At 59.3% G+C, this 20,534-nt stretch carries 14 protein-coding genes and 2 pseudogenes; 12 read left to right on the top strand and 4 right to left on the bottom strand.

The window, feature by feature from the left end; all coding sequences use genetic code 11:
* Positions 1–322 precede the first annotated feature (322 nt).
* From BF95_RS17420 to BF95_RS17430, 4 genes are all read left to right on the top strand, one after another.
* A complete protein-coding gene (locus BF95_RS17420; protein WP_235209828.1) occupies positions 323–2,257 on the top strand; it encodes a TonB-dependent receptor in 1,935 nt (644 codons plus the stop codon).
* Between the two features lie 14 nt (positions 2,258–2,271).
* The gene (locus BF95_RS29455; protein ID WP_235209829.1) at positions 2,272–3,078 is read left to right on the top strand and encodes a TonB-dependent receptor domain-containing protein; all 807 of its coding nucleotides are present in this window, start codon (positions 2,272–2,274) and stop codon (positions 3,076–3,078) included.
* Between the two features lie 105 nt (positions 3,079–3,183).
* Positions 3,184–3,483 carry a Ca2+-dependent phosphoinositide-specific phospholipase C gene (locus BF95_RS17425; protein ID WP_268747182.1) on the top strand — a complete coding sequence of 100 codons (300 nt, stop codon included), beginning with the start codon at positions 3,184–3,186 and terminating at the stop codon, positions 3,481–3,483.
* Between the two features lie 259 nt (positions 3,484–3,742).
* Positions 3,743–6,670, top strand: coding sequence for a TonB-dependent receptor plug domain-containing protein (locus tag BF95_RS17430; RefSeq protein ID WP_235209830.1), 2,928 nt, complete (start codon positions 3,743–3,745; stop codon positions 6,668–6,670).
* A gap of 66 nt (positions 6,671–6,736) precedes the next feature.
* Here the strand turns inward: BF95_RS17430 and BF95_RS17435 are convergent, their stop codons facing one another.
* Positions 6,737–7,765, bottom strand: a complete 1,029-nt coding sequence (locus BF95_RS17435) for a LacI family DNA-binding transcriptional regulator (protein WP_051520087.1) — start codon at positions 7,763–7,765, stop codon at positions 6,737–6,739.
* Positions 7,766–7,932: 167 nt separating this feature from the next.
* Here BF95_RS17435 and BF95_RS17440 point away from each other — a divergent pair, with 167 nt between their 5' ends.
* The 3 genes from BF95_RS17440 to BF95_RS17445 are packed head-to-tail and all read left to right on the top strand — an operon-like array spanning position 7,933 to position 10,789.
* Complete coding sequence (locus tag BF95_RS17440; RefSeq protein ID WP_235209831.1) at positions 7,933–9,018, top strand: MFS transporter; 1,086 nt, start codon at positions 7,933–7,935, stop codon at positions 9,016–9,018.
* Complete coding sequence (locus BF95_RS29460; protein WP_235209832.1) at positions 8,997–9,173, top strand: hypothetical protein; 177 nt, start codon at positions 8,997–8,999, stop codon at positions 9,171–9,173. Before BF95_RS17440 ends, BF95_RS29460 begins: the two co-directional genes overlap by 22 nt.
* A complete protein-coding gene (locus BF95_RS17445; protein WP_043152970.1) occupies positions 9,170–10,789 on the top strand; it encodes a glycoside hydrolase family 43 protein in 1,620 nt (539 codons plus the stop codon). Before BF95_RS29460 ends, BF95_RS17445 begins: the two co-directional genes overlap by 4 nt.
* A 62-nt stretch (positions 10,790–10,851) precedes the next feature.
* Here the strand turns inward: BF95_RS17445 and BF95_RS17450 are convergent, their stop codons facing one another.
* Positions 10,852–13,290, bottom strand: coding sequence for a glycoside hydrolase family 2 TIM barrel-domain containing protein (locus tag BF95_RS17450; protein ID WP_235209833.1), 2,439 nt, complete (start codon positions 13,288–13,290; stop codon positions 10,852–10,854).
* A 107-nt stretch (positions 13,291–13,397) separates the two neighbouring features.
* Positions 13,398–14,246, bottom strand: a pseudogene (locus BF95_RS29465) (sugar-binding domain-containing protein); the annotation flags it as partial.
* 117 nt (positions 14,247–14,363) lie between these two features.
* Here BF95_RS29465 and BF95_RS17455 point away from each other — a divergent pair.
* Positions 14,364–15,119 carry an IclR family transcriptional regulator gene (locus BF95_RS17455; RefSeq protein ID WP_043152971.1) on the top strand — a complete coding sequence of 252 codons (756 nt, stop codon included), beginning with the start codon at positions 14,364–14,366 and terminating at the stop codon, positions 15,117–15,119.
* 502 nt (positions 15,120–15,621) lie between these two features.
* On the opposite strand, the gene BF95_RS27910 is transcribed toward BF95_RS17455, so the two are convergent.
* Positions 15,622–15,846 (bottom strand): hypothetical protein, encoded by a 225-nt coding sequence (locus tag BF95_RS27910; protein ID WP_161774331.1) that lies wholly within the window; start codon positions 15,844–15,846, stop codon positions 15,622–15,624.
* Here BF95_RS27910 and BF95_RS27475 point away from each other — a divergent pair.
* The 4 genes and pseudogenes from BF95_RS27475 to BF95_RS28350 form a co-directional block, all read left to right on the top strand.
* Positions 15,845–17,209: a glycoside hydrolase family 2 TIM barrel-domain containing protein gene (locus BF95_RS27475; protein ID WP_161774334.1), complete on the top strand. Its 1,365-nt coding sequence runs from the start codon at positions 15,845–15,847 to the stop codon at positions 17,207–17,209. The two genes, BF95_RS27910 and BF95_RS27475, sit on opposite strands and share 2 nt — an antisense overlap.
* Positions 17,194–18,183 carry a DUF4982 domain-containing protein gene (locus tag BF95_RS27480; RefSeq protein ID WP_152542788.1) on the top strand — a complete coding sequence of 330 codons (990 nt, stop codon included), beginning with the start codon at positions 17,194–17,196 and terminating at the stop codon, positions 18,181–18,183. Before BF95_RS27475 ends, BF95_RS27480 begins: the two co-directional genes overlap by 16 nt.
* Positions 18,184–18,482: 299 nt before the next feature.
* Complete coding sequence (locus BF95_RS17465) at positions 18,483–20,048, top strand: trehalase family glycosidase (RefSeq protein ID WP_051520086.1); 1,566 nt, start codon at positions 18,483–18,485, stop codon at positions 20,046–20,048.
* 75 nt (positions 20,049–20,123) lie between these two features.
* Positions 20,124–20,534: pseudogene (locus BF95_RS28350) on the top strand (IS110 family transposase); the annotation flags it as partial.

Genomic DNA, 20,534 nt, shown 5'->3' on the forward strand with positions numbered 1-20,534 from the left:
GCGTCACATCTTTCCCCCAGCGGGCAACGCAAGCTGGGTGGGGAAATCAACAACCGCGGAAATGATATTTCGTTGATCATCGCGCTGAGCTGCGTGATGCATCGAGCTAAGGTTCCGGTGCAAGGCAGCATGCCGCAGCACGGGGACCGGATCCGCCAGGAATGTCCGTCCGGCTTGGGGAGATAACAGGCGCTCAAGCGCCGCACGACACCATCATACGAGTTGCCGCAATCTCGACCTTACGCAGGGCCGGGACAGGCTGGCGCTCGCCACAAATACGCACGGCACGACGATGTCCGAACAATCTGAAAAGGGGCGAAAAATGCAAAATGAGTTCAGCCGTTTCAAGCGCGTGACCCATCTTCTGGTCGGAGTGGCCATCGCGGCCCTGACGACGCTCCCCGCTGCGGCGCAAACGGCGCCGTCCGTTGGCACCAGCGACAACGAAGCGGGTGAGGAGATTGTGGTCTCCGGCTACCGTCGCAGCCTCGAAGAAGCGATCGACATCAAGCGCAACACCACCGGTTTTTCCGACTCGATCGTCGCGACCGACATCGCCGACTTCCCTGAACAAAATTTGTCCGAAGCGCTCCAACGCGTGCCCGGCGTCACGATCGAACGCGAACGGGGTCTTGGCACCCGGGTCAACGTCCGTGGGCTGCCAAGTGAGTTCACCTTCGTCTCGATCAACAAGCTGGCGACAGCGTCGGGTTCGGGCGGCCGCGATGTCGAGTTCGACATTTTCGCGTCCGAGCTGATCCAATCGGTCACCGTGCAGAAGTCACCGACGGCCGCCGATGAGGAAGGCGGTATCGCCGGCTCGGTTTCGATCCGCACGGCTCGTCCGTTCGACAATCCCGGCCTGCGTCTGGTCGGCAGCGTGGAGGGCGCTTACAACTCGATCTCCGAGCAGATCGACCCGAACTTCTCGTTCCTCGCCAGCAACACGTTCGGCGATTTCGGCGTGCTGGTGTCGGTGGCCAAGCAGCAGCGCACCAACCGCACCGATTCGAACTCCGGCATCAATTTCCGCCCGATCGCGCGCTGGACCGACCGCACGGGTTCGGGCGCTGTCTATCGCGACCAAGCGATCGCCGTGCTCCAGCGCGACGCCGGCGTGACCTTCACCAATGCCGACAAGAACAAGATCGTGTTCCTCGATAAGGTCGGCGACCGCGTATATCAGAATGATCAGGACCGGCTCGGCATATCGGGATCGATCCAGTACAAGCCGAGCGAAAGCTTCAGCCTGTCGTTCGATGCTTTTGTCGGATCGCTCGACACGGTCGAGGACGAATATGACGCCGCTGGCTATTCAGCATCGAGCAACTCGACGCTGGAGACGATCCACGAGGCGGACAAGACCACGTTGGCCGATGCCGGTATCATCGTCCTGCGCGACGTTTCCTACACCAACACCCAGCATGAATTCCTGAGCAAGGAATATATCACCGAGACCGACTATCGTCAGTTTGGTGGCGAGATGAATTGGGAAACTGGCAACTGGAAGATCAATGCCTTGGGCGGCTATTCCGGTGCCAAGCGGTCGCTGGATTATGCCAACCTCAAGCATGTCGCCTATGCTCCGTCGCGCACCCGCTATACGGAAACTGGTGGCGAAACGATCCCGAGCGCCAACCCGCGCACGATCGACATGTACAATGCGCCGAGCGCCTATTTGTTCGAAGCCTATGAGACCACGCGTGAGCAGATCGACGATGACAAATACGCCGCGCAACTCGACGTGAGCTATGCCTTCACCGCGTCGATCCTCAAACGGGTCAATGTCGGTGGCCGCTACACCAACAAGAGCAATCAGCGCCAATATGGCGAGGAGCGGATCCAGGGCCCGACGCGCGGCAGCACTGCCTATGTCAACGTCCTCAAGCTGGGCGACAGCCCATTGACGAACGTGATCGATATCGTCGGTGGCAAGGATTATCAGGCGCGTGACCTTAGCTGGTCGCAAATCTCCAACGAATATGCCCGCGACTTCTTTCGCCCGGACGGGTTCGTGACTCCGTTCGCCGACGCCAACTACGCCAAGGTCAAGGAAGAGACGATCGCTGGTTATGCGATGGCTGATTTCGAATTTGAAGTTGCGGTACCGGTGTTCGTCAATGTGGGCGGCCGTTACCTGCGCACCACCATTCATTCTGAGGGCTTCCATCAGGTTCAAAACCCGAACGGCAGCACTGGGCTGACCCCGCGCCCATATCGAGCGAAGGCAGCTACGAGAAGTTCCTGCCCTCGTTGAATGTGCATGCCGAGTTGACCGACAGCCTGGTCCTGCGCGCTGCCGCCTCACAGACGCTGATCCGTCCAGCGCTGACCGACCTTGCCTACAAGCGCACGGCCAGCATTGGTAATTTCCGGTACACCGATGGCAATCCGGGCCTGAAGCCGACTTATGCGGATCAGTGGGAAATTGGCGTCGAGAAATATCTTGGCGGCGGCGGCATCCTGGCCGCATCCTATTTCTGGAAGAAGATCAAGGGCGTGGTGCAGAGCCGCCTGACCGGCGAAGTCCCGAACGTGACGGTGTACAACGCCAATGGCACGGTCAACGGCGTTTATGATTTCGACGTCTATCAGCCGGTCAATGCTGAAGGGTCATACAAAGTCAGCGGCGTCGAGCTTAATGCGGTGATCCCGTTCGGGATGTTCGCGGACTGGGCGGAAGGCTTTGGCGTCAATGCCAACGCCACCTTCCTTGACAGCTCGCTGACCGGCCAGTCCGATCTCGGCATCCCGACCTCGCCAATCGGTCTCGCCGACAACACCTACAACGCCACGTTGTTCTACGACAGAGGCCCGCTTTCGCTGCGTGTGTCGTACAACCGCAAGGGTGCCTATGTGGAGCGGATCGAGCGGAACATGTATCCGGTCTATCGCGACGCCTATGGTCAGTTCGACGTCGCGGCCAGCTATCAGGTCAACCGCAATTTCCGTGTCGAGCTTCAGGGCATCAATGTGGGGAATGCGAAGACCACAGGCTATACGATGGACCCGTCCTTCCCGACGACCTATGAATTATCGGGAAGCCGTATCAGTCTGGGCGTCCGCGCACAGTTTTGACGTCTCGGATCGCGTGCCCTGCGGCACGCCGATCCAAATTCGGAGTCCGCCATCTTCTGGCAGTTTGCCCTGCTTGCGATCGCCGCCGCCGATCCGCCCGTTCGCATCAACGACCTGGTGGTGCTTGGCACGCACAACAGTTACAAGCTGGCAATGCCGACGGCGCGCATGGACGCGCTACGCGCTGCCGATGCCAATAGCGCCGACGCGCTGCATTATGCGCATCGGCCCCTTGTCGAGCAACTCGATGCGGGCGCGCGCCAGTTGGAACTCGATATCTGGTACGATCCCAGGGGCGGGCTCTATGCTGACGGATCGACCGACCCGGCAATGCTGCAACCCGGGTTCAAGGTCCAGCACATGGCCGAGTTCGACAACCGATCGAATTGCCTTACCCTGGTCTAATCGTCCCCAACAAGCATTAGAATGTTGACAGCCTCAAAATGCCTCAATATGCAAGGTTAACGTTACCATTAACGCGCTAAAGCTGGTGGTGAACGATGTGGTCGAGGTGTAGCCGCTTGATGCGGCACCCATGATATAAGTCATCACCAGAATATAAAAATATTATATAAATACAATGATTTGGGAGAAGGAAATGATGGTGAAAATGGTGTCAAATTATCGACCTCAGCGGCGGCAAGTTCATGCCGCTACAGGATCCATGATAGCGATAGCATCGATTCTCGCTTTGCCGGCCGCTGCGCTGGCGCAGGTGGTCGAAGAGCCGGTTGCCACGCAAGCTGAAGCGCGACGATCGACGCCTCCATCCTCTGCTGCGCCAGCGGCGACAAGTCAGGATATCATCGTAACGGGATCGCGCATCACGTCGACTGGCTTCAATGCGCCCACGCCGACCACCATGATCGGCACCGAGCAGATCGAAGCCAATGCGCAGCCCAATATCTTTACCACTATCGCGCAATTGCCCTCGCTGCAGGGATCGACTGGTTCCACGGTCAATACGTTCAGCACGTCGAGTGGCCAGCAGGGGCTGTCGTCCTTCTCCCTGCGCGGGCTAGGGCCGATCCGCACGCTGACGCTCTTGGATGGCCAGCGCGTCGTCGGTGCCAATGTCACCGGTGTTCCCGATGTCAGCCTTTTCCCGCAGTTGCTCATCAAGCAGGTCGATGTGGTCAATGGTGGTGCTTCGGCCTCCTATGGGTCGGACGCTGTGGGCGGGGTCGTGAATTTCATCACGGACACGCGCTTTGAAGGGTTTAAGGGCAACGTCCAGGGTGGCGTATCTACCTATGGCGATAATGAGCAATATCTCGTCCAACTGGCGGCGGGCAAAAGCTTCCTCGACGGCCGTCTGCGCGCCGTCGTCAGCGCCGAATATGGCGATGAGGCCGGTGTCGGTGGCGGTGATTTCGGCATCGGGCTGGCCGGTGGCCGCGACTGGTTCAAGCAGACCACGCTGATCAATCGCAATGCACTCGACGACGGGTCGCCCCAATATCTGCTGCTCGATAATGCGCAGCCCTATAATTATACCAAATATGGCCTGATCACCGCGGGGCCGTTGCAGGGCATCGCCTTCGATCAGGCGGGCAATCCTTTCCAGTTCCAATATGGATCCAACGGCACACCGTCCGGCAACGAATCGGGCGCGGTCAATGGCTGTTATCCCGGCTTCTGCATCGGCGGCGATCTGTCGGGCAATGTCGATGCCGGTCGCTCGCTGCAATCGAGCATCAAGAGGCTGAACACCTACGGCCGCCTGGGCTTTGAATTCGCCCCCGATAATGAAGTCTATGCGACCATCAACATTGCGCAGGTCAAAACCAACAATCAGCCGGTCGGCGGGATGAACCGGCCAAACCTAAAGATCGAATGCAGCAATCCCTTCGTGCCGGTATCGGTGCAGCAGGCGTGCGCGACGGCGGGCATCACCAATTTTGCTTATGGCACCAGCAACGCGGCGCTGGGCGATACGCAAGTCTATACCGATCGCCGCCAATATCGCTTCGTCGCTGGTGCGAAGGGGCGCGTACCGGTCGGCGGATCGGACTGGACCTATGACGCCTATTATCAGCATGGCACCAATTATAGCGACGTTGATGTCACCAACATCATGCTGTCCCGCCGCTTCAACCAGGCGATTCAGGCGGTGACGTTGAATGGCGCAATCGTCTGCGCCGATCCGGTCGCCCGGGCCAATGGCTGCGTACCCCTCAACATCCTCGGCGGAGCGCCACCATCCGCCGCGGCCTTGTCCTACATCATGCCCGAAAACGGTCCCTATCAACGGACCCGCCAGACGCAGGACGTAGTCAGTCTCAATTTCTCGGGTTCGCCCTTCGATCTGTGGGCAGGGCCGCTCTCAGTCGCCTTCGGTGCGGAATATCGCCATGAATATTATAAGGTCACGGCCGACCCCTATGGCGCGGGCGTATCCGACCTGTCGCCCAACAATAGCGAATATCCCGCTGACCCCGCGCTGTTGAGCGATGGCAACAACTGGTATGCGGGCAATTATAAAAATGGCCAGGGTGCGTACAGCGTCAAGGAAGCCTTTATCGAAGTCGACCTTCCGCTGTTCGACAGTGGCTCTGTCGGCCGCGCCAACATCAACGCAGCGGCACGGGTCACCGACTATAGCACGTCGGGAACAGTGTGGGCCTGGAAGGTTGGCGGCACTTGGGATCTGCCGATCGAGGGGCTGCGTCTGCGCGGTGTCGCCTCGCGCGATGTGCGTGCGCCCAACCTGTCGGAACTGTTCGCAGCGCCCGTCACCACCACCTTGCCAAACTTTTTCGACCCATTCCGCGACGTCAACGTGCTCGCCATCCAGAACCAGATTGGCAACACTGAGCTGACGCCGGAAATCGCGCGCAACACCACCTTCGGCGTGGCGCTGGCCAATGCGCCTTGGCTACCGGGGGTGAGCCTGTCGGTCGATTATTACAAGATCAAGCTGACCGATGTGATTTCCAGCCTGGGCGCTGGCGATATCGTCAATCTCTGCTTCCGCGAGATTCTGCCCGATGCGTGCAATGCGTTCAATCTGGACAATCAGAACGGGCCGAACTTCATCAACGTGCAGGCCTTCAACCTGGCGTCGATCAAGACCGAAGGCATCGATATCGAAGCCAGCTATGTGTGGCAGCGGCCACTGGGGCTGGACGGCACATTGACGCTGCGCGCGCTGGCGACCCATATCCGCAAGTTCGTGACCGACAACGGCCTGTTCGGTTCGGTTCCATTGGACTCGGCGGGCGCGAACCTGGGCAATACGCCCGACTGGAAATGGCTGGCGATACAGACCTACGCCACCGACAGCTTCTCCCTCTATGTCCAGGAACGCTGGTTTTCCGATGGTGTGCTGGGCAAGCAATATGTGGAATGTCAGCCTGGCAGCTGCCCGGCGTCGACCAACAACAATCCAACGATCGACAATAATTTCATGCCCGGTGCCTTCTACATGGACATAGGCGGCACCTATAATCTGACGCCCGCGATCACCGCCTATGCCAAGGTCGACAATCTGTTCGATCGTGACCCGGCCCGCTCGCCCTATTTTGCCAATCCCGCCCTCTATGATGTCGTAGGCCGCATGTATCGTGCCGGCGTGCGCTTCAAATTCTAGCGGTTCACAGATACGGTCGCGGTGCGACCTCCCCCTGCACCTGCCGATCGGAACGGCCGCCATCGTCTATCGTGCGATGGCGGCCGTCGACTGACGTTCGATCAGTTGATGGCCCAACACATATTTAGGATGACGGACCTTGCGGGACGTGCTGATTTCCTGGGTTAAAAGGCGTAGCGCCTCTGCCGCGAGTTCCCGCACGGGTTGGCGTATCGTCGTCAGCGGCGGCCATAAGGTCACCGATGCCGTCGTGTCGTCAAAGCCGACCACGGTCAGGTCTTCGGGCACGGACAGGTGTCGGCGGTGGGCAACCGAGACGACGGCGGCGGCCATGTCGTCATTGCTCGCAAAAATCGCCGTCGGCGGATTGTCTATGTCCAAAAGCTGCTCCCCTGCCAGCAAGCCAGACGTGTAGGAGAAGTCGCCCTGAACCAAGATCGTCTCAATGCCCCCGGCCTCAAGCACGGCTGCGTCGAACCCCGCCAGTCGGTCTTCGCTGGCGGACTGGCCGAGGTTGCCGATGATGAAGCCGATACGGCGATGGCCGAGCCCGATCAAATGGCGGGTCATGTCATAGGCGGCGGCGCGATCGTCGATCCGCACGCAGATCGCATCGCGGGCATATCCACCAACGACGGCCATGGGCAATTGCGCCAGATGAATGGGATCGCGCACCACGCGCGATTCCCCCAGCGGCGGCGCAATGATGATGCCGCCAACACCCGATCCGATCAGGCGGTGGATTGCCTCTGGTGGCGGAGGACGGCCATCCTGTCCCCCCAGCAGCGTCAATTGCGCGCCCATGACGGACGCTTCCTCGAACACGCCGATCAGGAAATCATGCATGAAGGCGGCGCTGGGGTTGGAATAAATCACGCCGATCCGCACTTCGCGCGACGTCACCAGCGCGCGGGCGGCCACGTTGGGCGTATAATTGAGCTCCGCAATGGCGGCATTGACCGCAAGGCGCGTCTTTTCCCGCACCTTCCCATTGCCGTTGATGACGCGCGAGACGGTCATGGCAGACACGCCAGCCCGCTTGGCAACATCGACCACGGTCGCGCTACGCTGCTGAGGATGGGGAGGCTTCAACATCATCCTTTCAAACCAATCATGCCATTTCTAGCGAGATGGCATGTTCGTCAAGACAAAGACGATGGCACCGATCGGCGCGAGCGCTTCGGGGATGGCACATTAGCCCTTGCACGGCCTGCTTGGCTTCGCCTACACCAGTGTGGTAACGTTAACGCAGAGTGTTTCTGTTGACCTATTTCAAGCATGTTCGGTGGACCATCATCGGTCTGTTCGCGATCGCGATGACCATCAACTACCTCACACGCAGCGTGTTGGGAGTCGCCGCGCCGACGATAATGGGCGAGCAGGGCATCACGTCCGAACAATATTCCTGGATCACCGGCGCGTTCCAAATCGGCATCATGTTTCAGCCTGTGGCAGGCTATGTGCTCGACATTGCGGGATTGCGCTACGGCTTCACCTTCTTCGTGTTGATCTGGTCGCTCATCACCATGGCGCACGGCTTGGTGCAGGGGTGGCTTGGCTTCCTGGCGCTTCGCGGGGCACTTGGCTTGGTCGAGGGCGGTGCGCAACCCGCCGGTATGAAGGTCGTTTCGCGATGGTTCCCGGCGCGTGAGCGCGGGACGGCGGGAGGTCTATACCAGATCGGCGCATCGCTGGGTGCCGTCGCCGCGCCGCCGTTGGTGGCCTGGGCGGTTCTCACCCATAGCTGGCGCGCGGCCTTCTTCGTCGCAGGGGGGCTCGGCCTAGTCTGGCTCATCCTGTGGCTGTTCTGGTATCAGACGCCCACCCGCCACCGGGCCATCACCGCCGAAGAGCGGGCCAAGATCTTGGACGGACAGGAAGTCGAGCTGAAACGGCAACGCAAGCGCCCGGACTTGCGCTCGATGCTGCGCCGCCGCGATATGTGGGGCATCGCGCTGCCACGCTTTCTGGCTGATCCGGTATGGGGGATGCTGTCGCTGTGGATGCCGCTCTATCTGGTGCAGGTGCGCAATTTCGACATCCAGCAGATCGCGATCTTCGCCTGGCTCCCCTTCTTGGCGGCGGACCTTGGCTGTCTTGCCGGACCAGCTCTGGTTGCCTGGCTCCAGCGCAGGGGTGTCCATCTGATCGACGCACGACGCGGCGCGTTTACGGTCGGCGCGGTGCTGATGTGTTCGATGATGTTCGTCGGCATCGTGCAAAGCCCGGTTGCGGCGATCGCCTTGCTCTGCGTTGCCGGTTTCGCCCATCAAACCCTGTCGGTCACCGTCATCACCATGTCGCCGACCTGTTTCCGCAGGATGAGGTGGCAACGGCGACCGGCATAGCGGGCACGGCGGCCAATCTGGGTGTGCTGATCTTCACTTTGGTGCTGGGCAGCTGGGTCGATCAGGTCGGCTATGGCCCCTTCTTCATTCTTCTCGGGCTACTGGACCTTGTCGGGGCCGCGATACTTTGGACCTTGGTGCGAAAACCTGTATGATTTCCATTACCAACCCTATTTTGCGGGGCTTTAATCCCGATCCGTCGATCGTGCGGGTAGGCACCGACTATTATATCGCGACGTCGACATTCGAATGGTATCCGGGCGTTCAGATCCACCATTCGCGCGATCTGGCGAATTGGCAGCTTGTTGCCCGACCGCTATGTCGTCCGACACAACTCGACATGCGCGGCAACCCCGACTCTTGTGGGGTCTGGGCACCCGATCTCAGCTATGCCGATGGTCGGTTCCACCTGACCTATACCGACGTCAAACGCTATGGTCGCACCACCCGGTCCGACCAGTCGGAAGTATCGCTGCGGGACTTCCATAATTATTGGATTTCGTGCGACAGCATCGACGGCGAATGGTCCGATCCCGTTCATCTCAATAGCAGCGGCTTTGATCCCGCGCTTTTCCACGATGATGATGGGCGCAGCTGGCTGCTCAACATGTTGTGGGATCATCGGCCCGGTAACAAACGCTTTGCCGGGATTGTGATCCAGCAAATGTGCTTGCGTACCGGCCGTCTTCTGGGCGAGCGGCATAATATTTTCGCAGGCAGCCCGCTGGGCTTTACCGAAGGGCCGCATATCTACAAACGCCACGGTTGGTACCATATACTGGTTGCGGAGGGCGGAACGGAACGCAATCATGCCGTCGTGATGGCGCGGTCGCAGTCGCTCTTCGGCCCTTATGAACTCCATCCCGATGGGCCGGTGCTGACCGCGCGTAGTCAGCCGAACGGGTCGCTCATGCGGGCGGGCCATGGCGATCTGGTCGAAACCGCCGAGGGTGACCCATGGATGGTCTATCTGTGTGGACGCCCTCTACCCGCGTCCGATCGCTGCATATTGGGTCGGGAAACGGCGATCCAGCCGATGCGCTGGGGCGATGATGGCTGGCTGCGCACCATCGACGGGTCAAGCCGACCGATAGCGTATATCGCAGGCGAAGGCGGCACACGTAGTATGCGCAGGCCCGTGGACGATCGCGAGGATTTCGACAGCCCCAGCCTACCACAAGCCTTTCAATGGTTGCGCACGCCCTATCCCGAGCAGATTTTCTCGCTGACCGAGCGACCCGGGCATTTGCGCCTGTTCGGACGAGAGTCCGTCGGCAGTCAATTCACCCAGGCCTTGGTAGCGCGTCGGCAGGCCGAATGGCGCTTTACCGTCGAAACGAAAATCGATTTCAATCCCGCGAATTTTCAGCAGTCGGCGGGTTTGATCCATTATTATAACAGCACGAAATTTCATTATCTGCACATATCGACTGATGACGCCGGTAAAGCCATGATCCAGATTTTATCGGTCGTACCGGACGAAGCCCGGCCTTGCATCACCTCGCCCGCCATCCCGATTAATCGCGGACCTGTTTGCTTACGGCTGGCCGTCGATCACGAAACCATGCACTTTTCCTACCGTATGGCCGATGAAGATGATTGGCATGATGTGCCCGGCGATCTTGACGCGAGCATGTTGTCCGATGAAGCGACTTTGCCCCATTTGCCGAATTTTACTGGCACGTTTGTCGGCATGGCATGCCAGGATATGGCGGGAACGGGTGCCGTCGCCGACTTCGACTATTTTCATTATGTCGAGCATGAGAGCTAGAGCGACGCTTAGAAATGTCCACGGGGGGGCACGTTACCATTATGGTACCGCACCCCTTCGCCTTAGAATAGGATCGGCGTCCCCGTTGCGGTAGCGGGTTGCGCGCCCTTGGCAGCCACATCCCCCGCATCGGTCGATAGCGTAAAGCCATAGCGCTGCGGCGTCACGGGAATGCGATATTGTTCCAGCGGCCGACCGAGCGGGCTCCAACTGTCAGTGCCACCGACCCCGCTTTGCACCTTGTCTATCAACAGCGTGACCTCGCCATGCGGTTCTATATCGCTGCTCCGCCATGTGCCGGGTGGCCGCCGCGCCAGGTCGTCATAGGGGAAGGCCAGCACATTGGCGGACAGCGGCTCCTGGCCCTTGACGGTAAGGGAGGGCAAATTGGCGCCGCCGACCTTCAGCCAGCGCACCCCGACTTTATTGCCGGTCTCCTGGGGCCGCATATAATCATGGTGCTGATCGGCGATCGCGCCGGTCCAGCGGCCCAGCGCCGCACCGCTCTGGCGGTCGGCATAGCTTTCATGCGGCCCCTTGCCATACCATTCGACGGTCTTGAATGCAGACGGCATGCGATAGGCAAGGCCAATGCGGAACGGATCGGGCAGGTCCGGCTGCAACGGCGTAAACTGCGCCTCCACCGTAACCTGACCATCACCGCGTAGGACATAGCGGTTTTCGAACCGCGCTACGCCATCGCCGACGCTGAAACGAACATTGACGGCGATGCTGCCCTTGTTCGCCCGGTCCACCGTCACCGCTTCGACGACGCGCTTCTCCGACGCCGTCTTCCACATCGCATGGGTGCGTGCGACGCCAGTGCCGATGTCGTTGTCGATCAGCGCGCGGTAGAAATGGGGCGCCCCGCCAGACAGAATGTTGCGGCCGTCCTTGCGATAGTCGATCAACCCTGTCGCGCGGTAGATCGTCAGGTCAGACCCCGCCGCCGCCAGGACGATGCTGGCCTTGTCATCGGTGACGCTGACTGGCCCGCCAGTGACCGGCGCTTGCGCCATCACGGCACCCGGCACGACGAACTGGTCCCAGGCAACCAGATGCCCCGCCGGAACCAGCGGCACCGCGCCGCCACGCGCGCGCGCGGTCAGCGTCACGACATATTCACGGCCTGCCTTGCGCGCTTGTGACAGGGCGGCGGTGATCGCGGCCTCCGATCGCGGGGCGACTGTGGGGGAGGGGATAGCACCACGCGCTACCTCGATCCCGTCTTCCAGCAATATCCAGCCCAGATCGAAGTCGGCCAGGTTGCGGAAATCATGGCGGTTGATGACCGTGAACCGCCCGCTCGCCAAGTCATCGACGCGGAAGGCGATCGGCTGATAGACTTTATGCAGTTCGAACAGATGCGGATTGGGGGTCCGGTCGGGCTGGATCAGCCCATCGCCAAATTCGATATCCCCGCCCGGATTGGGACCATAAATGCCACCCGTGCCCCAATATGGCTCTCCATTCTCGTCGCGGGCATGCATGGACTGGTCCACCCAGTCCCACACGAAGCCGCCTTGCAATTTGCGATGGGCGTAGATGGCGTCCCAATAGTCGGCCAGATTGCCACCGCTATTGCCTTGCACATGGGCATATTCGCATTGGATCAGCGGTTGGGTGAAGCGCGGGTCGCGGGCATAGGCGATCGTCTGATCGACGCTATAATACATCGGCGCAAAGATATCGGCATAGGCATTGGGCTTCGGCTCGGTCAGCGTGCCCCAGCCCAGATAGTTGATCAGCCGCGTTGGGTCGCGTCGCCGCGCTTCCGCCGCCGCTTTTTCGAATGCCGGGCCTATCCCCGCTTCATTGCCCAATGACCAGAAGATGATCGACGGATGGTTCTTGTCGCGTTCGATCATGTTGACGACGCGCGAGACATGGGCGGCGTCCCAAGCCGGATCATAGCCGGTCTGATAAAGTTTGCGCTCTGCTTCGCCCTTCCAGCCCATCTCCATATAGGCATGAGATTCGATGTTCGCCTCGTCCATGACATAGAGGCCATATTCGTCGGCCAGGTCATACCAGCGCGGGTCGTTGGGATAATGCGACGTGCGTACGGCGTTGACATTGTTACGCTTCATCATCTCCATGTCGCGCCGCATCGACGCCATCGAAATGACATGGAATGTATCGGGATCATGCTCGTGGCGGTTGACGCCGCGGATCATGATCGGCCTACCATTGACCATTAGCTGCCCGTCGCGGATCGCGACATCGCGAAAACCGATGCGCTGGGCTGTTGCCTGCACGACCGCGCCCTTGTCATCCAATAACTCAAGCAGCAGCGTATAGAGGTTGGGCGTTTCCGCCGACCATGCGCGCACCTGCGGCAGCTGATCGCCAAGCCGAACCGTCTGCTCGTTCTTGCTTGGAGACACAGATATGCTCCGGCGCGCAACGTTTGTTGGCCCTCCAGCAAAGTAGCGCGCACCGACATCGGCTTTGTGCCGGGCGTTATTTTCGCGCTGATATCCAGCGTTCCGTCGCGCCAATCCTGGGTCAGTCCGGCGCGCACGGCGAAATCGCGGATGCGGGTCTTTGGGGCCGCCATCAGGAACACTTCGCGCTCGATCCCCGACACGCGCCAGAAATCCTGATCCTCTAGATAGGAGCCGTCCGACCAGCGATAGATGCGGATCGCAATGCTATTCCTGCCCGGCCGCAGGAAGCGCGAGACGTTGAATTCGGACGGCAGCTTGCTGTCTTCGCTATAGCCGACCTGCTGCCCGTTCACCCAGACATAATAGGCCGACCCCGCAGCGCCGATGTGCAACAACACGTCCTGGCCCGCCCAGTCTGCAGGCACGTCGATATCGCGTCGATAAGATCCTACCGGGTTGCGGTCATGCGGGATGAGCGGGCGGTTCGCCGGGAAGGGGTAGGTGATATTATTGTAGCGCGCCTGGTCATAACCTTCGGCCTGCCAGTCGGCGGGTACGCGGATGCTCTTCCATCCCGCCATGTCGAAATCGTCACGGAAAAAGTCCGCCGGGGCTCCATCGACATTGGGCGAGAAATGAAACTGCCATTGGCCATTGAGGGAGAGGAAGCGACGGGATGCTGTGCGGTCGCCTGCAAGAGCGCGCGCGCTATCCTCGAACGGAAAGCCAGTGGCGCGTGCGGGCTCCTTGCCGCGCTCGAACACAGCCGGATTTTCCCAGTCTGGCCGACTATTGTCCACTTGTGGGGTGAGCGGAACAGCAGGTTGATGCTGCGCCAAGGCGATCGGCACGATCAGCAAAGGTGTCAGACCTGCCAGGCATAGTGCCGCTATTCTGTTCATCTTGATCCCCGCCATGCCAAACCGCCCGCTATGGTGCGTGTTAACGCTCCCATAGCATGGGTCAGGCCAGCCTTCCAGCTTGGAATCCTGCGCGCTCCACGCACCTATGGGGTCCGCGCCAGTTTCAAATTCAATTAAATGTAGAAGACCGGCAGTTGTCTTCATAGCGCAGATCGGGGCAGGGCGTTATCCCGCCTTGCCCCCATTGCTTGTCAGACATTAAGGAGGGAGCGGTTCGCCCGGCATGCAACCGGGTGGTGGTGTGCATAGGGATAAACAGGCATGGCTACTGCCGATCGCGTCTTATCAATACTCGGTCTCTTTACGGTCGATAGCCCTGAATGGACTGTCGAGGCCGTAGCTTTGGAACTAGGTCTCTCTGGCAGTACCGCCTATCATTATGTGCGCAGCCTCGTCGATGCCGGCTTGTTGGTCAGCGAAAAAGGCGGGCGTTACATGGTGGGTCCGGCCATCATCGAACTGGACCGAGTGACCCGTCGGTTCGACCTGTTGAGCAATGCAGCACAGGATGCGCTTAAAACGCTGACGGCTGGTGTTGACGGCGATGCCATCGGGTTGCTGTGTCGCATCTACCGCCTGAAAGTCATGTGTGTTGATCAATGCGTGGTCCGGCCACCCAGTTTCGCAATCAGTTATGAACGCGGTCGCCCCATGCTGCTCACACGCGGCGCGGCATCGAAATGCATATTGGCAAATCTCAAGTCCCGCCCGCTTCGCAAATTTTACGACAGCGACCCGGACGAGGTGCGGATGTCTGGGCTTGGCGACGATTGGGAAACGTTCAAACGGTCGGTCCGCGAGTTGCGCAAGCATCGCGTGCTGGCGACCAAGGGCGAGCTGGATCCCGGTCTCATGGGCATTTCCGCACCGGTATTCGATGCGGAAGATATCGTGATCGGTAGTATCGGCCTCGTCGTATCCGCACCGGATTTCATCGACCAGGATAGGTTTGATGCGGCAAAAGCCGCAGTCGACCTCGCAAGTAGGACGGTCTCAGAGCGGCTCAAGGCGGCCTGAATGCAGGATTGGAATATCGAAAGCCCCCTGTCCATGAACGTTGACACTCTTTTTCAAGGGATGATTGACAGGCTGCCCGCAATCATCCTGCGTACCTAGGCTGGGATCGATCCGCTCGGCGTTGATAGGGATATCAAATCCTTTGGACAGTGTTCATCCTGTCGACGGCGTTTTCAAAGCCAGCCTGGCGACAGCGCGATGTGGTTTAAATGACGGCGCTGCAGAATATTTGGAGCGGAGGCGTAAGCGCTATGGTCGTTCTGGCATGGTGCGAGAAGTCGATCCGCTCAACCCGGCGTCGGGTGCTCTTTGGGTAGGAAATCCACTTAACCCGCTGAATGCGGCCTACATCAATAGGCACGGAACTGATGGGGTGGATGCTACCTCTTCTCCAGCCCGACATCGCGCCGGTGTTCCACCATATGAGGCCGGCGGATTGGACATATGCCCTATCAGTTCACCATTTTGAGATGAGGTTGCAAATAGTGGGATATTCGGTAAGTTAGTGACGGACATCGGAGTTGTGGCATGGCGTGAATCGTGCGGCCTTCAGATACGAACGGCCGATGGTCGCAAGAGAGGATATGTGCATGCAGAAAAAATGCAGCATACGCACCGGCGTATCTAATTTCTCTCCGTCACATGACAACACGCACAGGGCATCTACCATAAGTTTGTTGATCAAGTGCGCGATGGTCGCGAGCTTGGCGTCTATCGGTACGGCCATGGCCGCTCCTCGTACATTGACCCCGCTGCCAGACGGCTGGCGCTTTCTTCAAGGGGATCCCGAGGGTGCCGAAACACAGACTTTGGACGATACGGCATGGCAGATTGTATCCGTGCCACATGATTGGGCGATCGCAGGCCCCTTCGATCAGAAGGCCAAGGCGGCGGGCGAGAATGGCTTCCTGCCAAACGGGGTTGCTTGGTATCGCAAGCTAATGAATCTGAAGCCGCAGCCGGGCCGACGCTACTTCATAGAATTTGACGGCATCATGGAGCGTAGCGGCGTCTGGGTGAACGGGCATCATATCGGACATAGACCGATGGGATATGTTGGGCAGCGCTACGAACTGACGCGTCACCTCCGCGCGGACGGGCGCAACATCATCGCGGTGCGGGCGGATACGTCCGCCGCCCCTTCGTCCCGTTGGTACACCGGCGCGGGTATCTATCGGCACGTCCGTTTGATTGAAACGGATAACATCCACATTCCACAAGGCGGTGCCTATCTGCGAGCAGTTAAGATTGGCGATAGTCAGGCGACTATTGCGGTCGCGACAGATGTCCAGAATGCGTCCGCTGCAGCGAGGGGTGTCAAGGTTCAAGTGGTTGTGACAGCCCCTGATGGACGGGAAGTTGCGCGCACAACGACGCCAGTTACCAGCGTCGCCGCAGGCCGTATCGCCATCATCCCCGCCGCCATCGCGTTACCTAATCCACAGCGTTGGGACATAGACGATCCCGCGCTTTATCGCGCCGCCATCCGCGTGATAGCCGTCGATGGCACTATTCTGGACAATGAGGATGTACGCTTCGGCGTTCGCGACGCCCGGTTCGATCCTGCGACGGGCTTCTGGCTTAATGGCCGCAACTTCAAGCTAAAGGGCGTTGCTCTCCACCATGACGGTGGTGCCGTTGGCGCCGCTGTTCCGCTTGCCGTCTGGCGCCAGCGCCTGACCACTTTAAAGGCGCAGGGTGTCAATGCCATCCGCACCGCACACAATGTTCCCAGCCCCGAATTTCTCGACCTGACCGACGAACTAGGACTGGTCGTGATGGATGAATTGTTCGACCAGTGGAATGTCGCGAAGACGCCGGAGGATTATCACCTGTTCTTTGGCGATTGGCACAAGCGCGACACGCTCGACATGGTTCGCCGCGATCGCAACCATCCCAGCATCGTCCTGTGGAGCGCAGGCAATGAGATTCACGACACCGCCTATCCGGTACAGGCCAAGGCAGCGCTTCGCAGCATTCTCGACATCGTGCATGCGGCAGATCCTTCACGGCCGGTAACGATGGCGCTGTTCCGCCCGAACGTCACCAAGGATTATGAAAACGGCCTAGCGATATGCTGGATGTGGTAGGCCAAAATTATCGTGAGAACGAACTCATCGCGGCGAGCCGGCAAAATCCAAAGCGGAGCATCGTTGGCACGGAAAATGGGCACAACCGCAGCAACTGGGTGCCCGTGCGCGACTATCCGCCCTTTTCGGGCATGTTTTTATGGACGGGCATCGATTATCTGGGTGAGGCGAACCGGTCCGGCTGGCCCAACATCCAGAGTCCAGCCGGGCTTCTGGACCGTACGGGCCGACAAAAGATCAGCGGCATGGAACGAGAAAGCTGGTGGTCGGCACGGCCGGTCGTGCATGTCGTACGCAATGCCGATCCGGCGGCATCCGGTCCTGCGACAGACGGTGCAGGAGGACCAAACCAGCCGGTCCTACCGACCATGATTGCCGTGGCGACACCCAAGCCGAAGGTCGCCTTGTTCGACGACTGGACGCCGGACGATCAAGGCCAGCACGATGAAACGATCGAGGTCTATAGCAATTGCCGACAGGTCGAAGCCTTCCTGAATGGTCGTTCGTTGGGTACGCTGCCGATTAATCAAGATGCCTCACCGCGCCGATGGGTTGTACGTTATGTCCCAGGCGAAGTGCGCGCCACATGCCGCGATCCCGGCGATGCCGCCGTTACGGACATATTGCGGACAGCGGGGAAGCCAGTCCGCATCACCTTGCAACCGGATGCGGCTGTCATCGGTTCGAGCTTCGACGACATGACCTATATTCGGGCCCGGATAGTCGATGCACGGGGCACAACAGTACCTTCCGCCACCCATCGCCTGCATTTTGCGGTCAAAGGTATGGGAAACCTCATTGCAACCGACAATGGCTCCTCGGTCGATCATACTCCCTTTCCCTCGCCGGATCGTCACGCGCAGAACGGTATGGCCGTCGCTCTCGTTCGAGGCAAAGGGGCGGGGCATTTGGAGGTCGTGGCGACCGCCGATGGTTTGGAGCCCGGCACGGTTGAACTTCGTACCACGGCATGAAAGATGCGCACGGGGCATGACAAGCAGTGCCTTGCCTTGAGCACCACTCCCATAAACCCTGCATCGGTACCTGCGCAAGAAGATGGCTTCGAAGATAAAGCGAAGACTATCCCCTAGAAGTGACGCCTGCTAAAACAGTGTTCATCGATAGCCGAAATGCCTTTCATCATTGGCATGGAATTGGCGGCTTCCACGAAGGATTCCAAGCCGTGATATACAGGGAATCAATGGGCGGTGCGTAAAGCCTTATATGGCGGCTGAGTATTTTCGCCGGGTTGGCTGCAAGCGGTTGCTCTTCCTTGCAGACAGATGCTGGCGGGCAGTCGGCGGCTGTCGCCGCGCCTAGTGTCAGCGAATCCATTGCATCGCCCGCCGATCTTTATGGCTCGCTCTTTAAGCATGTGCAGCTGCGCCGCATCTTTGCCGACGGCAAGAGCTTCGTCGATGCCGTGCCCCGCCGTCCTGCGGAGGAGATAGTGCGGCACTATCATGCAAATCCGCCTCGGGACGACGCAGCCTTGCGCGCTTTCGTCGAACGAAATTTCATTGTTCCGCTGGAAGGGGCCAACGATCCCGGTCAATCCATAAAGGCGGCGAAACCATTGATCGAACATATCCAGAGCCTCTGGGACCAACTCGCGCGGCCGCCTGTGGTGCCGGTCGCGGGGTCTTCCGCACTGGCGTTTGAGGGCCGTCATGTCGTTCCGGGCGGTCGATTTCGCGAGATATATTATTGGGACAGCTATTTTACGATGCTCGGCCTGAAGATCGATCGGCGCGATGATTTGATCCAAGGAATGGTCAACGGGTTCGTCCGGCTGGTGGAAAGCCACGGCCATGTGCCCAATGGAGCCCGCAGCTATTATTTGAGCCGGTCGCAACCCCCCTTCCTGTACCTGATGATGGACCTTTCGACAGAGGACGACGTGCAGGTGCAATCGCAGCGGCTGGATGCCTTGCTCGTTGAACATGCTTATTGGATGCAAGGTGGTCGTGTCCAAACGCTTCCTGACGGTTCGACGCTCAACCGCTATTGGGATGACAGAAGCACCCCGCGCGATGAGAGCTATCGCGAGGACGTCAAGACCGCTCGCACGAGTAGCCGTCCTGCGACGGAGGTATACCGCCATCTGCGCGCCGGTGCAGAGAGCGGGTGGGATTTTTCGTCGCGCTGGTTTGCCGATGGTCGCACGCGTTCGACCATCGATACGACAGCGATCATCCCGGTCGATCTCAACAGTCTCCTCTATGGGCTTGAGCGTGCGATTGCCAAGCGTTGCAAAGATGCCAGGCGTAATTGCGACGATCGCTTCAATCAGGCGGCCGATCGCAGGCGCGCGGCGATCGAACGATGGCTGTGGAACGAACGCGAAGGTCGGTACGGTGACTTCGATACTCAAACCGGGCGTATTCGAGACGGGTTAACCGCTGCCACTACCTATCCGCTGTTCACCCGCCTGGCATCGCCCGACCGCGCGGCGCGTATAGCTGAAACGGTCCGTGCAAGATTGATCGCACCGGGCGGGCTGCGAACGAGATGGGGTGGTTGCCGCCCTCCCCAGACGGCACTGAGATGTGCCAGGATAGTGGAATTAGGACCACTGAGCGGAAAGGACGGCAATCGTGTCAAAAGATACAATGATCGGCGTGGACTTGGCAAAGTCCGTGTTTCAGCTTCATGCAGCGTCAATGACAGGCCAACCCAAGTTTCGGAAAAAGATTCCGCGTTCAGCCTTCGCCGCATTTATGGCAGCGCAACCGTCGGCGGTGATCGTGATGGAAGCATGTGGCAGTGCGCATTATTGGGCCCGGGAAATGATCCGGCTTGGCCACGAGGTCAAACTTATCGCACCACACTATGTTAAGCCGTTCGTGAAGCGACAGAAAAAATGATGCCGCTGACGCTGAAGCGATCGTAAATTGCGGCTCAACGACCAGAGATGCGGTTTGTTGATCCAAAGTCGGAAGAGCAGCAAAGCAGGGCGATTCTATTTCGCGGAAGAGAACGGCTGGTTCATCAACGCACGGAACTGGTCAATGCCGTAAGGGCGGCGCTCTATGAATATGGTCATGTTGTCCCCCAAGGCATAAATCAGCTCTGCAGGATTGCGGACATTCTTGATGAGCTTAACAGCGATTTGCCCGTTTTGATGCGGGAGGAATGCCGAGATCTAYTGGCACAGATCGCTGAGAAAACTGAGCGTATCAATATACGGACAAAGAAGATCAAAGCGCTGGCGGCTGAAACTGACGCGGCCAAGCGGCTACAGACGATTCCGGGAGTTGGCCCTTTAACAGCCTTAGCGGTCGAGGCCTTCGCYCCATCAATGGAGAGCTTCCGATGCGGGCGG

Origin of the sequence: Sphingobium sp. Ant17, from assembly GCF_000588875.1 — a bacterium.
Taxonomy (GTDB): Bacteria; Pseudomonadota; Alphaproteobacteria; order Sphingomonadales; family Sphingomonadaceae; genus Sphingobium.

Coding starts and splice junctions, on each gene's coding strand:
- BF95_RS17420 (WP_235209828.1), top strand. CDS start 323: ATGCAAAATGAGTTCAGCCGTTTCAAGCGCGTGACCCATCTTCTGGTC.
- BF95_RS17435 (WP_051520087.1), bottom strand. CDS start 7,765: ATGTTGAAGCCTCCCCATCCTCAGCAGCGTAGCGCGACCGTGGTCGAT.
- BF95_RS27910 (WP_161774331.1), bottom strand. CDS start 15,846: ATGGCCGTACCGATAGACGCCAAGCTCGCGACCATCGCGCACTTGATC.
- BF95_RS17455 (WP_043152971.1), top strand. CDS start 14,364: ATGGCTACTGCCGATCGCGTCTTATCAATACTCGGTCTCTTTACGGTC.
- BF95_RS27480 (WP_152542788.1), top strand. CDS start 17,194: ATGCTGGATGTGGTAGGCCAAAATTATCGTGAGAACGAACTCATCGCG.
- BF95_RS27475 (WP_161774334.1), top strand. CDS start 15,845: ATGGCCGCTCCTCGTACATTGACCCCGCTGCCAGACGGCTGGCGCTTT.
- BF95_RS17445 (WP_043152970.1), top strand. CDS start 9,170: ATGATTTCCATTACCAACCCTATTTTGCGGGGCTTTAATCCCGATCCG.
- BF95_RS17430 (WP_235209830.1), top strand. CDS start 3,743: ATGATAGCGATAGCATCGATTCTCGCTTTGCCGGCCGCTGCGCTGGCG.